The organism is Streptomyces mangrovisoli, assembly GCF_000974985.2.
Taxonomy (GTDB): Bacteria; Actinomycetota; Actinomycetes; order Streptomycetales; family Streptomycetaceae; genus Streptomyces; species Streptomyces mangrovisoli.
Map to the genome: position 1 here is coordinate 114,412 of NZ_LAVA02000026.1, position 12,731 is coordinate 127,142.

Consider the following 12,731-nt stretch of genomic DNA (forward strand, 5'->3'; position numbering starts at 1 on the left):
GGATCGGACGACCGGCGGGCGACGGGTGGCCCCGGTCGCGCTCAGGCCGGCGGCCGGCGGGTGGCCGGTCGCGGTCAGGCCGGCGGCCGGCGGGTGGCCGGTCGCGGTCAGGCCGACAGCGTGCCGAGGTCGGTGCCGGCCCAGCGCGGGCCGAGGCCCGACACCGTCACCCGGCGCGACTCGTCCGCGGTGTCGCCGACGGCGCGGTGGATGACGACCTGGAGCCGCTCGTCGGTCAGCTCCTCGACCTTCCCCTCGCCCCACTCGACGACGACCACCGACTCCGGCAGCGAGACGTCGAGGTCGAGGTCCTCCATCTCGTCGAGCCCGCCGGCCAGGCGGTAGGCGTCGACGTGGACGAGCGGCGGGCCGTCGCCCAGGGACGGGTGCACCCGGGCGATGACGAACGTCGGCGAGGTGACCGCCCCGCGCACGCCGAGGCCCTCGCCGAGGCCCCGGGTGAGCGTGGTCTTGCCCGCGCCGAGCTCCCCGCTGAGCATCACGAGGTCGCCCGCGCGCAGCAGCTTGGCCAGCCGGCGGCCGAGCTCCCGCATCTGCTCGGGAGCGTTGACGGTCAGCCGGACGTCGGCCGGGCGGTCAGCCGGGCTGTGCGGTGCTGCTGGTGCTTCCATAGCCACTTACGGTAGCCCCTGCGGGCACCGCGCCCGAGCGGGTCAGCAGGTCGGCGAGGCGGTCGGTGACCACCTCGGGGTGCTCCAGCATCACCAGATGACCGGCGTCCGGCACCAGGACCAGCTCCGCCTCCGGCAGCAGCCCGGCGATGGCCTCGCTGTGCTCGCTGGGCGTGACCAGGTCCTGCACGCCGGCCAGCACCAGCACCGGGAAGTCCGTGAAACAGCCGAGCGCCTCGGTCTTGTCGTGATCGGTGAAGGCCGGGTAGAACTCGGCGACCACGTCGATGGGCGTGCCCTCGATCATCCGCTCGGCGAACCGCGCGACCGCCGGGTCGACGTCCCGGGACGCGAACGAGTACCGCTTGACCAGCCCGGCGAACAGATCGGCGGTCGCCCTGCGCCCGCGCTCCACCAGTTCGGCCCGCTGCCCGAGCACCTTCAGCACTCCGGGCAGCACCCGGCGCACCGCGTTGACGCCCGCGACGGGCAGCCCGAAGTTGACCTCGCCGAGCCGCCCGGACGACGTGCCGACGAAGGCGGTGGCGACGACCCGGTCCCGGATCAGCTCGGGGAACTGGTCGGCGAGCGCCATCACCGTCATCCCGCCCATCGAGTGCCCGACCAGCACGATCGGGCCCTCGGGCACGGCGGCGTCTATGACGGCCTTCAGGTCGCGGCCGAGCTGGTCGATGCTGACCGGCACGCCGTCCTGGGTCTGGGCGACCCCGCGCCCGGACCGGCCGTGGCTGCGCTGGTCCCAGTGGACCGTGCGCACCACGCCCCGCAGGGCCGCGCGCTGGAAGTGCCAGGAGTCCTGGTTCAGACAGTAGCCGTGGCTGAAGACGACGGTGACCGGGGCGGGCGCCTTGCGGCCGAACAGCCGGCGGCGGCGGGGCGAGAGCGCGGGGGCCGCCGCCGGGTCGAGGTCGTCGACCTCGTAGTACAGCTCGGTGCCGTCGTCGGCGTACGCCCTGCCGGACGTGCCGCGCAGTGAGCCGTAGGGGCCCGTGGAGTCCAGGGCGAGCCGCGCCTTCATCCGCATCCCGCGGCCGACGGTCATCCGCTCGATGCCCACGCCGACGGCCGCACCGGCGGCGATCACGCCTATCGCGGCGCCGGCGATGCCGGTCGCCCTGCGCCAGCCGCCGGACTCCCCCACGGCGGAGGCGACGGCCGCGACGGCCTCCGCGCTGCTCTCGCTCACGAACCGCTCCTTGTCGCCGTGCTGCCGTTGCCGGACCGCGGGTGCCGCGATCCGCCGTTGCCGGACCGCTGTTGCCGCGGTGCCCCTGCCGTACTGCCCACTTCGGGGGTCAGGGACGCCGTACGGCCGGTCCCCGGTACCGGAAGGGACGAGTGACCGCGCGGGTCACCCGTTCCGCCCGTCCTGCTCCCCGTCCACATAGACGCGCGGCACGCGGGTTCCGATCCGGGTGACGATCTCGTACGCGATGGTGCCCGCGGCCTGCGCCCAGTCCTCGGCGGTGGGCTCGCCCCGGTCACCCGGCCCGAAGAGGACCGCCTCCTCGCCGGCGGCGGGCTCGTCCCCGCCGAGGTCGACGACGAACTGGTCCATCGCGACCCGCCCCGCGACCGTACGCCACTTCCCGCCGATCAGGACGGGTCCGGTGCCGGAGGCGTGCCGCGGGACGCCGTCCGCGTAGCCGACCGGGACCAGGCCGAGGGTGGTCTCGCCGGGGGTGACGTAGTGGTGGCCGTAGCTGACGCCGTGGCCGCCGGGGACCTGCTTCACCAGGGCCAGCGAGGCGGTGAGGGTCATCACCGGGCGCAGTCCGAAGTCGGCCGGGGCGCCGAGTTCGGGGCTGGGCGAGACGCCGTACACCGCGATGCCGGTGCGGACCAGGTCGAAGTGGCTCTCCGGGAGGGTGAGCGCGGCGGGCGAGTTGGCGATGTGCCGGACCTCGGGGCGCACGCCCCGGCCCTCCGCGTAGGCCACCATCTCGCGGAAGAGGGCGAGCTGGGCGGCGATCGAGGGGTGTCCGGGCTCGTCGGCGCAGGCGAAGTGCGACCACAGGCCGGTGATCCGCACGAGGCCCTCGGCCTCGGCGCCGAGCGCGGCGGCGACCAGTTCCGTCCAGTCCGCGCCGGGCTGGCAGCCGCCGCGGCCGAGGCCGGTGTCGGCCTTCAGCTGCACCAGCGCGGGGCGTCCGGCGCGGCGGGCCGCGGCGGTGACCTCGTCCAGCGCCCACAGCGCGGAGACCGAGACGTCGAGGCGGGCCTCGATCGCCTCCTGCCAGGGGCCGCCGGGCGTCCACAGCCAGCACATGATCCGTACGTCGTCCGGCAGCAGGCCGGACGCGCGCAGGGCGAGCGCCTCGTGCGGGGTGGCCGTGCCCAGCCAGGTCGCGCCCGCGGCGACGGCCGCGCGGGCGCACGGGAGCGCGCCGTGGCCGTAGGCGTCGGACTTCACCACGGCCATCAGGGCGGCGCCGGGCGCGTGCGCGCGCAGGGCACGCACGTTGGCCCGCAGGGCGGCCAGATCGATCTCGGCGCGGGCGCGTCGGGGCTCGGCCGGCGCGGATGCATTCTCAGTCATGGCGCCCCCAGTCTCTCAGAGCCGCGCGAGGGCCCCGAGGCACCGGGGCCGCGCTCGCGTGCGGCGCGCCCGGCCGGTCCCCGTGACGGGCCCATGCGCTACGTCCCCGGGCGTCGCCCCCACACATAGACATGGTCGCCCTTCTTCAGCACGTTCCACAGCTTCTTGGCGTCGCCGAGGGTGAGGTTCACGCAGCCCCAGGAGCCGACGGTGGTGAAGATGCTGCCGTAGACGGCGTGGAAGGCCTGTCCGCCGTCGAAGAACTGGGCGTAGGGCATGGGCGAGTTGTACAGCGTGGACCAGTGGTTCTTGTGCTTCCAGTAGACGGTGTGCCAGCCGCGCCGGGTGCGGTAGCCGGCCTTGCCGCTGCGCATGGGGACCGGCCCGAAGACGACCTTCTCGCCCTTCTGCACCCAGGTGAGCTGCCGGTCGAGGTCGACGCAGGCCACCCGGTAGGTGCGCACCGGGCACTTGCCGGCGGCGTTCGGGGCCTCGCGGGCGGCCAGCAGCATCATCCGGGACCAGGTGGCGGGGCCCGCGTAGCCGACGGCGGGCTTGATCCGCTGGTCCTTCTGGAACGCGGCGATCTCCTTGCAGTCGGCCGCGGACTGCCGCCCGTCGGCCTTCAGCCCGAGCCACCGTTCGACCTGCCGCTGATAGGGCCCGGTCAGCTTGGTGCACGCCGTCCCGCCCACGGCCTGCCCGGCGGGCACGGCCTCCTCGACGTCGTACGCGGGCCGGTAACGGGCCTTCGCGGCTACGGCGTGGGGGGTCCGGCGGGTGCCCTGGGCGGGCGGCTGGGCGGAGGTACCGGAGCCGGGGCCCTGGGCGGGCGGCTGGGCGGAGGGGGTGTCCGGTGTCGTGACCTGGGTGGTGGGGCTCGATGTGGCTGTCTGACCGGAGGTCTCCGGCGCCGGGGCCGGGGCTCGGGCCGGGGCCTGGGACTGCGACTGCGACTGGGACTGAGACAGGGACTGGGACTGGAGCTCGCCGAGGGGGTCGGTCCCCCAGGGCTGATCCGGATCGGGCGCCTGACCGGGGGCGCCGTCCGGCCAGGGCTGTTCGGGTTCCGGAGGCGGCCCCGGGGGCGCCCCCGGCACCCGCCCGGCTCCGGGTTCGGCGCCCGGGGCGGGCGGCACCGGCGCGGCCGCGTACGCGGTACCGGCGGGGAGCAGGGCGACGACGGCCAGAAGCAGCGCCGTGCCGCGCGGGGCGGCGCGGCGGCGGGGGGCGGGGCGGCGGGCATCTCGTCCACTGATCATGCGATCAGAGAAACCCGCCAGCCGGTCGGCTCCGGGTCTGGCGCGCGGAGGGGTCACCGGGACGGCGGCGCGTTGGCTCAGCAGACGGGTGGCTGCGGTGATGGGGGGCGGCGAGTTGGTGGAGGCGTTCGCGCAGTTCCCCGCGCCCCTTCCATACCCCGTGCGGGAGCGTCGTGCCTGATCGCGCAGTTCCCCGCGCCCCTTCCATACCCCGTGCGGGAGCGTCGTGGCTGGTCGCGCAGTTCCCCGCGCCCCTGGGGGGCCTCGCCCAGCACCCCCTCAGGGGCGCGGGGAACTGCGCGAATGGCCCCCACCGGACCGCAGCCAAAAACCCGACCGAAGGCCAACCGCCCCTCCAGGGGCGCGGGGAACTGCGCGAATGGCCCCCACCGGACCGCAGACAAACACCCGACCGAAGTTCAGGCCGCCACAGACCCGACCGGAGGTCAGCCGCGGGTGTCTCGCCAAGCCTCCGGCAAGGACTCCGCCACATCGTGCGCACCGGCCGGCGCACCGTCCGAGGCGTACCGGCCGGCCAGCCCGTGCAGATACGCCGCCACGCTCCCCGCGTCGAGCGCCGTGAGGCCCGCCGCCAGCAGCGAGCCCGCGAGACCCGACAGGACGTCCCCGCTGCCCGCCGTGGCCAGCCAGGACGTGCCCGTCGCGTTCACCCGCACCCCCGTACGACCGCCCGGCGCGTCCGCCACCAGCGTCGTCGAGCCCTTCAACAGCACCGTCGCCCCATAGCGGGCAGCGAGCTCGCGCACGGACTCCAGCCGCGCCGACTCGACCTCCTCGCGCGCCACGCCGAGCAGCGCGGCCGCCTCCCCCGCGTGCGGGGTCATCAGCGTCGGCGCCGTACGCGCGCGCACCGCGTCCAGGTCGGCGAGGCGCAGACCGTCCGCGTCGACCAGGACCGGCACCTCCGCCGCGAGCACCTCCGCCACGGTCGCCGCGTCGTCGCCCACGCCGGGTCCGACCACCCACGCCTGCACCCGCCCCGCCTTCGCCGGACCGTGGTCCGAGACCAGGGTCTCCGGGAAGCGGGCGATGACCCCGTCGGCGGCGGGACCGACATAGCGCACGGCCCCCGCGCCACCCCGCAGCGCGCCGGAGACGGCGAGCACCGCCGCGCCGGGGTACCGCGCGGACCCGGCGGCGATGCCGACGACGCCCCGCCGGTACTTGTCGCTCTCGGCGGAGGGGACCGGCAGCAGCCGGGCCACATCCGCGTGCTGGAGCGCTTCGAGGTCGGGTTCGTCGGGCAGTTCGAGGCCGATGTCGACGAGCCGGACGGAGCCCGCGTTCTCCCGCGCCGGGTCGATGAGCAGGCCCGGCTTGTGGGTGCCGAAGGTGACCGTGAGATCGGCGCGTACCGCCGCGCCGCGGACCTCGCCGGTGTCCGCCTCGACCCCGCTCGGCAGGTCGACCGCGACGACGGCGGCCCGTGAACGTGCCGCGCGCTCGGCGAGCGGCGCCGCGTCCGGCCGCAGCCCGCCCTTCCCGCCGATGCCGACGATGCCGTCGAGCACCAGGTCCGCGCGGTCGATCAGCGCGCCGCCCGCCTCGGGGGCCGCCACCGTGCCGCCCGCCCGGCGCAGCGCGGCGAGTCCGCCGGGGTGGGTCCTGTCGGGGGCGAGCAGCACCGCCGTGACGCCGGCGCCGCGCCGGGCGAGGCGGGCGCCGGCGTAGAGGGCGTCACCGCCGTTGTCGCCGCTGCCGACGAGCAGCACGACCCTGCTGCCGTAGACCCTGCCGAGGACATCGGCGCAGGCGGCGGCGAGCCCGGCGGCGGCGCGCTGCATGAGTGTGCCCTCGGGGAGCCGTGCCATCAGCTCCCGTTCGGCCGTCCTGACGGTGTCGACGCTGTACGCAGTCCGCATGCCGTCGAGTCTGCCCGCCCGGCGAGGCGATCACCACAGCGCGCCCGACGCGCCGCATTTACCGCTCGGCAATCACCCCAGCACGCCCGACACGCCGCATTCCTCGCTCGCCGATCACCCGGCCGGTCCGGCGCGCCCCGTTCGCCGCTCGCCGATCACCCCAGCCGGTCCGGCGCCCGGGCCGGTCCGGCGCCCGGGCCATTCCGGCGCCCCGGTCCGCCCCCGCGCCGATCACCCCGCGCGCATCCGGCCCGTCGGCCTCACCCCTCCGCGATCACCACCGCCGACGCCACCCCCGCGTCATGGCTGAGCGAGACGTGCCACGACACGACCCCGAGTTCCGCGGCCCGTGCGGCCACCGTGCCCTTCACCCGCAGCCGGGGGCGGCCGCTGTCCTCGACGTAGACCTCGGCGTCGGTCCACAGCAGCCCCGCCGGCGCCCCCAGCGCCTTCGCCAGCGCTTCCTTCGCGGCGAAGCGGGCGGCCAGGGAGGCGATGCCCCGGCGCTCCCCGCTGGGCAGCAGCAGCTCGCTGTCCAGGAACAGGCGCCGGGCCATCCCGGGCGTGCGCTTCAGCGACGCCTCGAACCGCTCGATCTCGGCCACGTCGATGCCGACCCCGATGATGCTCATGGTCAGCACCCTACGGCCGGCGACGGGCCGGGGCCCCGCGAAGATCTTCGAACGCGTCGGGACCCGGACACCCCGCCGCCGAGATCCCGGCGGAGCTACTCCACCGTCACCGACTTCGCGAGGTTGCGCGGCTGGTCCACCTCGTTGCCGCGGGCCGTGGCCAGTTCGCAGGCGAAGACCTGGAGCGGGACCGTCGCCACCAGCGGCTGGAGCAGCACCGGTGTGACGGGGATGCGGATGAGATGGTCGGCGTACGGGACCACCTCCTCGTCCCCCTCCTCCGCGATCACGATGGTGCGCGCCCCCCGCGCCCGGATCTCCTGGATGTTGGAGACGATCTTGTCGTGCAGCACGGACCGCCCGCGCGGCGACGGCACGACCACCACCACCGGGAGGTCCTCCTCGATCAGGGCGATCGGGCCGTGCTTCAGCTCGCCCGCCGCGAACCCCTCCGCGTGCATGTAGGCCAGCTCCTTGAGCTTCAGCGCACCCTCCAGCGCCACCGGGTAACCCACGTGCCGCCCCAGGAACAGCACCGTCCCCTTGTCCGCGAGGGAGCGGGCGAGCTCCCGTACCGGCTCCATGGTCTCAAGGACCCGCTCGACCGAGCCGGAGATCGACGCCAGGTCGCGGATGACCGCGCGGATCTCGTCGCCCCACTTGGTGCCGCGCACCTGACCCAGGTACAGCGCGACGAGGTAGCAGGCCACCAGCTGCGTCAGGAACGCCTTCGTGGACGCGACCGCGACCTCGGGACCGGCGTGCGTGTACAGCACCGCGTCCGACTCGCGCGGGATCGTGGAACCGTTGGTGTTGCAGATCGCCAGCACCTTGGAGCCCTGCTCGCGCGCGTGCCGCAGCGCCATCAGGGTGTCCATGGTCTCCCCGGACTGGGAGATGGCGATCACCAGGGAGCGCGAGTCGAGGATCGGGTCGCGGTAGCGGAACTCGCTGGCCAGCTCCACCTCGCAGGGGATGCGCGTCCAGTGCTCGATGGCGTACTTCGCGATCATCCCCGCGTGGAAGGCCGTGCCGCACGCGACGATGACGACCTTGTCCAGCTCGCGCAGCTCCGAGGCGGAGATCCGGACCTCGTCCAGGGTCAGCGAGCCGGACGCGTCGATCCGGCCGAGCAGGGTGTCCGCGACCGCCTTCGGCTGCTCGGCGATCTCCTTGAGCATGAAGTAGTCGTAGCCCCCCTTCTCCGCCGCCGACGCGTCCCAGTCCACGTGGTACGGCGTGACCTGGGCCGGGGTGCCGTCGAAGCCGGTCACCGTCACCCCGTCGCGGCGCAGCTCCACGACCTGGTCCTGGCCCAGTTCGATCGCCGAGCGGGTGTGCTCGATGAACGCGGCGACGTCCGAGGCGAGGAACGCCTCGCCCTCGCCGACGCCCACCACCAGCGGCGAGTTGCGGCGCGCGCCCACGACCACGCCGGGCTCGTCCGCGTGCACCGCGACCAGCGTGAAGGCGCCCTCGAGGCGCCGGCTCACCAGCCGCATCGCCTCCGCGAGGTCGCCGGTGACGGAGAACTCCTCCGCCAGCAGGTGCGCGACCACCTCGGTGTCCGTCTCGGACGCCAGGTCGTGGCCGCGCCCGGCCAGCTCGCCGCGGAGCGCCGCGAAGTTCTCGATGATGCCGTTGTGGACGACGGCGACCCGGCCCGCGTTGTCGAGGTGCGGGTGCGCGTTGGCGTCCGTCGGCCCGCCGTGCGTGGCCCAGCGCGTGTGCCCGATGCCGGTCGAGCCCGTCGGCAGCGGCCGGTCGCTCAGTTCCTTCTCCAGGTTGACGAGCTTGCCCGCCTTCTTCGCGGCGGCGAGCCCGCCGTCGGCGAGCACCGCGACGCCCGCCGAGTCGTAGCCCCGGTACTCCAGCCTCTTCAGTCCGGCCGTCACGACATCGAGCGCCGACTGAGGCCCCACGTATCCCACGATTCCGCACATGCGCGGCAGCCTACGGGCGTTCGGCCGCCGATACCCGGCTCTCCGTGCCCGAAATCGGAAATTCCCACCGCCGTACGCCCCCCGAACTCCGCCGAACGCGCCCGCGCGCCGGGGGTGCCGACGCCCGGCTGCGGACGACCGCGGCTCGCGTCCCGGCGGAGCGTGACCGACCCCACCCGCCACGGCGTTCAAACTCCGTTAACAATGGACTGTGATCTCTCCGGTCTCCTCGATGCCCCGGAGCGCCCACCGGCAGCGGCCGGAGGCGACTCCCTACGTCGACCTCACCCGTGCCGAGTGGAGCGCGCTGCGCGACAAGACGCCGCTGCCGCTCACCGCCGACGAGGTCGAGCAGCTGCGCGGCCTCGGCGACGTCATCGACCTCGACGAGGTGCGGGACATCTATCTCCCGCTGTCCCGGCTGCTCAATCTGTACGTCGGGGCCACCGACGGCCTCAGAGGGGCGCTGAACACCTTCCTCGGCGAGAAGGGCTCCCAGTCCGGTACGCCGTTCGTCATAGGCGTGGCGGGTTCGGTGGCGGTCGGCAAGTCCACCGTGGCCCGCCTGCTGCGCGCCCTGCTGTCGCGCTGGCCCGAGCATCCGCGCGTGGAACTGGTGACGACGGACGGCTTCCTGCTGCCGACGCGCGAACTGGAGGCCCGCGGCCTGATGTCGCGCAAGGGCTTCCCCGAGTCGTACGACCGGCGCGCCCTGACCCGTTTCGTCGCCGACATCAAGGCCGGCAAGGACGAGGTCACCGCGCCGGTGTACTCCCACCTGATCTACGACATCGTGCCGGACCGGCGGCTGACGGTGCGCCGGCCCGACATCCTGATCGTCGAGGGGCTCAACGTCCTCCAGCCCGCCCTGCCCGGCACCGACGGCCGCACCCGGGTGGGCCTCGCCGACTACTTCGACTTCAGCGTGTACGTCGACGCGAGCACCGAGGACATCGAGCGCTGGTACCTCAACCGGTTCAGGAAACTGCGGCAGACCGCGTTCCAGAACCCCGACTCCTACTTCCGCAAGTACACGCAGGTCTCCGAGGAGGAGGCCCTCGACTACGCGCGCACGCTCTGGCGGACCATCAACAAGCCCAATCTGGTGGAGAACATCGCCCCCACCCGGGGCCGCGCCGGGCTCGTCATCCGCAAGGGAAGCGACCACAAGGTCCAGCGCCTCAGGCTCCGCAAGCTCTGACCTCTACGCTGCGGCCATGCTGCACTTGCGTCTGATCACACCGGCCGGGGCCACGGACGACGTGGTACGTCTGATCGAGGAGACGGTCGGCACCACGCACCTGGTGGTGCTGCCCGGTGCCGCCCGCGATCCCGCGGGGGACCTCGTCCTGTGCGACGTCGCCCGCGAGGCCGGGGACGAACTCCTGGCCGGGCTGCGCCGGTTGGGCATCGACGACACCGGCTCGATCGCCGTGGAGGACATCGACCTGTCGCTCTCCCGGCGCGCCGACCGGGCCGCGGAGGAGGCGCCCGGCGAGGCCGCGGACGCGGTGCTGTGGGAGCACCTGACGGACGCGACGCACGAGGAGTCGACCCTCTCGGCCACCTACGTCGCCTTCATCACGCTCGCCACGATGATCGCCGCGTGCGGTGTGGTGCTCGACAACGCGATCCTGATCGTGGGCGCGATGGCCGTCGGCCCCGAGTTCGGGCCGCTCGCCGGGGTGTGCACCGCGCTGGTGCAGCGCCATCCGCGGCTCGCGGGGCGCTCGTTGGTGGCGCTGGTGGCGGGCTTCGCCGTGGCGATGCTGGTGACGGTCGGCTTCACGTTCGCCATGGAGGCGGCCGGTCTGTTCACCAAGGTCCAGCTGGAGGCGGAACGGCCCAACACCAACTTCATCTACCGCCCGGACGCCTTCTCGTTCGTGGTGGCGGCCCTGGCGGGCGCGGCGGGGATGCTCTCGCTGACCTCCGCCAAGTCCGGTGCGCTGGTCGGCGTGGCGATCTCGGTGACGACGGTCCCGGCGGCCGCCAACGCGGCCGTCGCCTTCTCCTTCGGCGAGTACCGGCAGGCCTGGGGCTCGACCGAACAGCTCGGCCTGAACCTCCTGGGCATCGTCCTGGCCGGTGTCTGCACCCTGCTGACCCAGAAATGGCTCTGGTCCCGCCAGCGCGCCCTCAACAGCTCCGGCCACTAGGGCGCGCCCCCAAGGGGCGCGGGGAACCGCGCGACCGGCCACGACGAACCCGCGGACTCACCGCGATCCGCACCGCCCCGAAAAGGGGCGCGGGGAACTGCGCGACCAGCCCCGACGTACCGTCGGACCCGTCACGCACGTTCCCCGCCACCCCGAAGGGGACTGGCCCCAGGAGACTCCCCGGGGCCCAAGAGGACTACCCCAAGGCCGACTTGACGACATCGGCCAGCCGCCCGGCGACAGACCGGGCCTGGTCGATGTCGGCCGCCTCGACCATGACCCGCACCAACGGCTCCGTACCGGAGGGCCGCAGCAGCACCCGCCCCGTCTCGCCGAGCTCCCGCTCCGCGTCGGAGACCGCGGCCGCCAGCTCCGCCGACGTCTTGACCCGCGTGCGGTCGACGTCGGGCACGTTGATGAGCACCTGCGGCAGCCGGTCCATCACCGACGCGAGCTCGCGCAGCGTACGGCCGCTCTGGCAGACCCGCGCGGCCAGCATCAGACCGGTCAGCGTGCCGTCGCCGGTGGTGGCGTGGTCCAGGACGATGACATGGCCGGACTGCTCGCCGCCGAGGGCGAAGCCGTGCTGCTTCATCTCCTCCAGCACATAGCGGTCGCCGACCGCGGTCTGCACCAGCTGGATGCCCTCGCGCTCCATGGCCAGCTTGAAGCCCAGGTTCGACATGACCGTCGCGACAACGGTGTCCGAACGCAGTACCGAACGCTCCCGCATGGCCAGCGCGAGCACCGCGAGGATCTGGTCGCCGTCCACGTCCGCGCCCGTGTGGTCCACGGCGAGGCAGCGGTCGGCGTCACCGTCGTGCGCGATGCCGAGGTCGGCGCCGTGGTCGACGACGGCCGCCTTCAGCTTGTCGAGGTGGGTGGAGCCGCAGCCGTCGTTGATGTTGAGCCCGTCCGGCTCGGCACCGATGGTGATGACCTCGGCGCCGGCCCGCGAGAACGCCTCCGGCGAGACCCGGGCGGCCGCGCCGTGCGCCTCGTCCAGGACGATCTTCAGCCCGTCCAGCCGGTTGGGCAGCACCGCGATGAGATGGGCGACGTACTGGTCGAAGCCCTCCTCGTACGACTTCACCCGGCCGACGCCGGAACCCGTCGGGCGCTGCCAGGGCGCGCCGGTGCGGTGCTCCTCGTAGACGGCCTCGATCCGGTCCTCCAGCTCGTCGGCCAGCTTGTGGCCGCCCCGGGCGAAGAACTTGACGCCGTTGTCGGGCATCGCGTTGTGGCTGGCGGACAGCATCACGCCGAGGTCGGCGCCGAGCGCGCCGGTCAGATACGCGACGGCGGGCGTCGGCAGCACGCCGACCCGCAGGACGTCCACGCCCGCGCTCGCCAGTCCGGCGACCACGGCGGCCTCGAGGAACTCCCCGGACGCGCGCGGGTCCCTGCCGACCACCGCGGTGGGCCGGTGGCCGGCGAAGGTGCCCGCCTCGGCGAGCACGTGCGCCGCCGCCACGGAGAGGCCGAGCGCGAGCTCTGCCGTCAGATCCGCGTTGGCGACACCGCGCACACCGTCCGTGCCGAAGAGTCGTCCCACTTGTCCTCCCGAGAAAGCGTCAGTACCCGAAGCAGCGCCGGTGCGGCCCGCGCACGCGACTTCGCATCCCAGGCATTCCATGCCCGAGCATCCGATCACACAAGT

10 protein-coding genes are annotated in these 12,731 nt (G+C 73.9%); 2 read left to right on the forward strand and 8 right to left on the reverse strand.

Annotation, left to right across the window (positions count from 1 at the left end; translation table 11 throughout):
• Window positions 1–107: 107 nt before the first annotated feature.
• From tsaE to glmS, 7 genes are all read right to left on the reverse strand, one after another.
• Window positions 108–632, reverse strand: coding sequence for a tRNA (adenosine(37)-N6)-threonylcarbamoyltransferase complex ATPase subunit type 1 TsaE (gene tsaE / locus WN71_RS12885; protein ID WP_046587085.1), 525 nt, complete (start codon window positions 630–632; stop codon window positions 108–110).
• Window positions 598–1,839, reverse strand: a complete 1,242-nt coding sequence (locus WN71_RS12890; RefSeq protein WP_046587087.1) for an alpha/beta fold hydrolase — start codon at window positions 1,837–1,839, stop codon at window positions 598–600. Before WN71_RS12890 ends, tsaE begins: the two co-directional genes overlap by 35 nt.
• A gap of 165 nt (window positions 1,840–2,004) precedes the next feature.
• Entirely contained in the window at window positions 2,005–3,192 is a 1,188-nt protein-coding gene (alr, locus tag WN71_RS12895; protein WP_046587089.1) for an alanine racemase, read from the reverse strand.
• Window positions 3,193–3,290: 98 nt separating this feature from the next.
• On the reverse strand, window positions 3,291–4,454 hold the full coding sequence (locus tag WN71_RS39745) for a L,D-transpeptidase (protein WP_079177833.1): 1,164 nt from the start codon (window positions 4,452–4,454) through the stop codon (window positions 3,291–3,293).
• Window positions 4,455–4,900: 446 nt separating this feature from the next.
• Window positions 4,901–6,337 carry a bifunctional ADP-dependent NAD(P)H-hydrate dehydratase/NAD(P)H-hydrate epimerase gene (locus tag WN71_RS12905; protein ID WP_071369839.1) on the reverse strand — a complete coding sequence of 479 codons (1,437 nt, stop codon included), beginning with the start codon at window positions 6,335–6,337 and terminating at the stop codon, window positions 4,901–4,903.
• A 260-nt stretch (window positions 6,338–6,597) separates the two neighbouring features.
• Window positions 6,598–6,969 (reverse strand): holo-ACP synthase, encoded by a 372-nt coding sequence (locus tag WN71_RS12910; RefSeq protein WP_046583618.1) that lies wholly within the window; start codon window positions 6,967–6,969, stop codon window positions 6,598–6,600.
• Window positions 6,970–7,064: 95 nt separating this feature from the next.
• Entirely contained in the window at window positions 7,065–8,912 is a 1,848-nt protein-coding gene (gene glmS / locus WN71_RS12915; RefSeq protein WP_046583617.1) for a glutamine--fructose-6-phosphate transaminase (isomerizing), read from the reverse strand.
• A gap of 232 nt (window positions 8,913–9,144) precedes the next feature.
• Between glmS and coaA the strand changes: the two genes are divergently transcribed.
• On the forward strand, window positions 9,145–10,113 hold the full coding sequence (gene coaA / locus WN71_RS12920; protein ID WP_046583616.1) for a type I pantothenate kinase: 969 nt from the start codon (window positions 9,145–9,147) through the stop codon (window positions 10,111–10,113).
• Between the two features lie 16 nt (window positions 10,114–10,129).
• Window positions 10,130–11,071 (forward strand): DUF389 domain-containing protein, encoded by a 942-nt coding sequence (locus WN71_RS12925; protein ID WP_046583615.1) that lies wholly within the window; start codon window positions 10,130–10,132, stop codon window positions 11,069–11,071.
• A gap of 196 nt (window positions 11,072–11,267) precedes the next feature.
• Here WN71_RS12925 and glmM read toward each other — a convergent pair whose 3' ends face one another.
• The gene (gene glmM, locus WN71_RS12930; RefSeq protein ID WP_046583614.1) at window positions 11,268–12,626 is read right to left on the reverse strand and encodes a phosphoglucosamine mutase; all 1,359 of its coding nucleotides are present in this window, start codon (window positions 12,624–12,626) and stop codon (window positions 11,268–11,270) included.
• Window positions 12,627–12,731: the final 105 nt, after the last annotated feature.

What these genes read in the sequence shown, in the direction of transcription:
- tsaE (WP_046587085.1), bottom strand. Translation starts at nt 632, where the DNA reads ATGGAAGCACCAGCAGCACCGCACAGCCCGGCTGACCGCCCGGCCGAC.
- alr (WP_046587089.1), bottom strand. Translation starts at nt 3,192, where the DNA reads ATGACTGAGAATGCATCCGCGCCGGCCGAGCCCCGACGCGCCCGCGCC.
- WN71_RS39745 (WP_079177833.1), bottom strand. Translation starts at nt 4,454, where the DNA reads ATGATCAGTGGACGAGATGCCCGCCGCCCCGCCCCCCGCCGCCGCGCC.
- WN71_RS12905 (WP_071369839.1), bottom strand. Translation starts at nt 6,337, where the DNA reads ATGCGGACTGCGTACAGCGTCGACACCGTCAGGACGGCCGAACGGGAG.
- WN71_RS12910 (WP_046583618.1), bottom strand. Translation starts at nt 6,969, where the DNA reads ATGAGCATCATCGGGGTCGGCATCGACGTGGCCGAGATCGAGCGGTTC.
- glmS (WP_046583617.1), bottom strand. Translation starts at nt 8,912, where the DNA reads ATGTGCGGAATCGTGGGATACGTGGGGCCTCAGTCGGCGCTCGATGTC.
- coaA (WP_046583616.1), top strand. Translation starts at nt 9,145, where the DNA reads ATGCCCCGGAGCGCCCACCGGCAGCGGCCGGAGGCGACTCCCTACGTC.
- WN71_RS12925 (WP_046583615.1), top strand. Translation starts at nt 10,130, where the DNA reads ATGCTGCACTTGCGTCTGATCACACCGGCCGGGGCCACGGACGACGTG.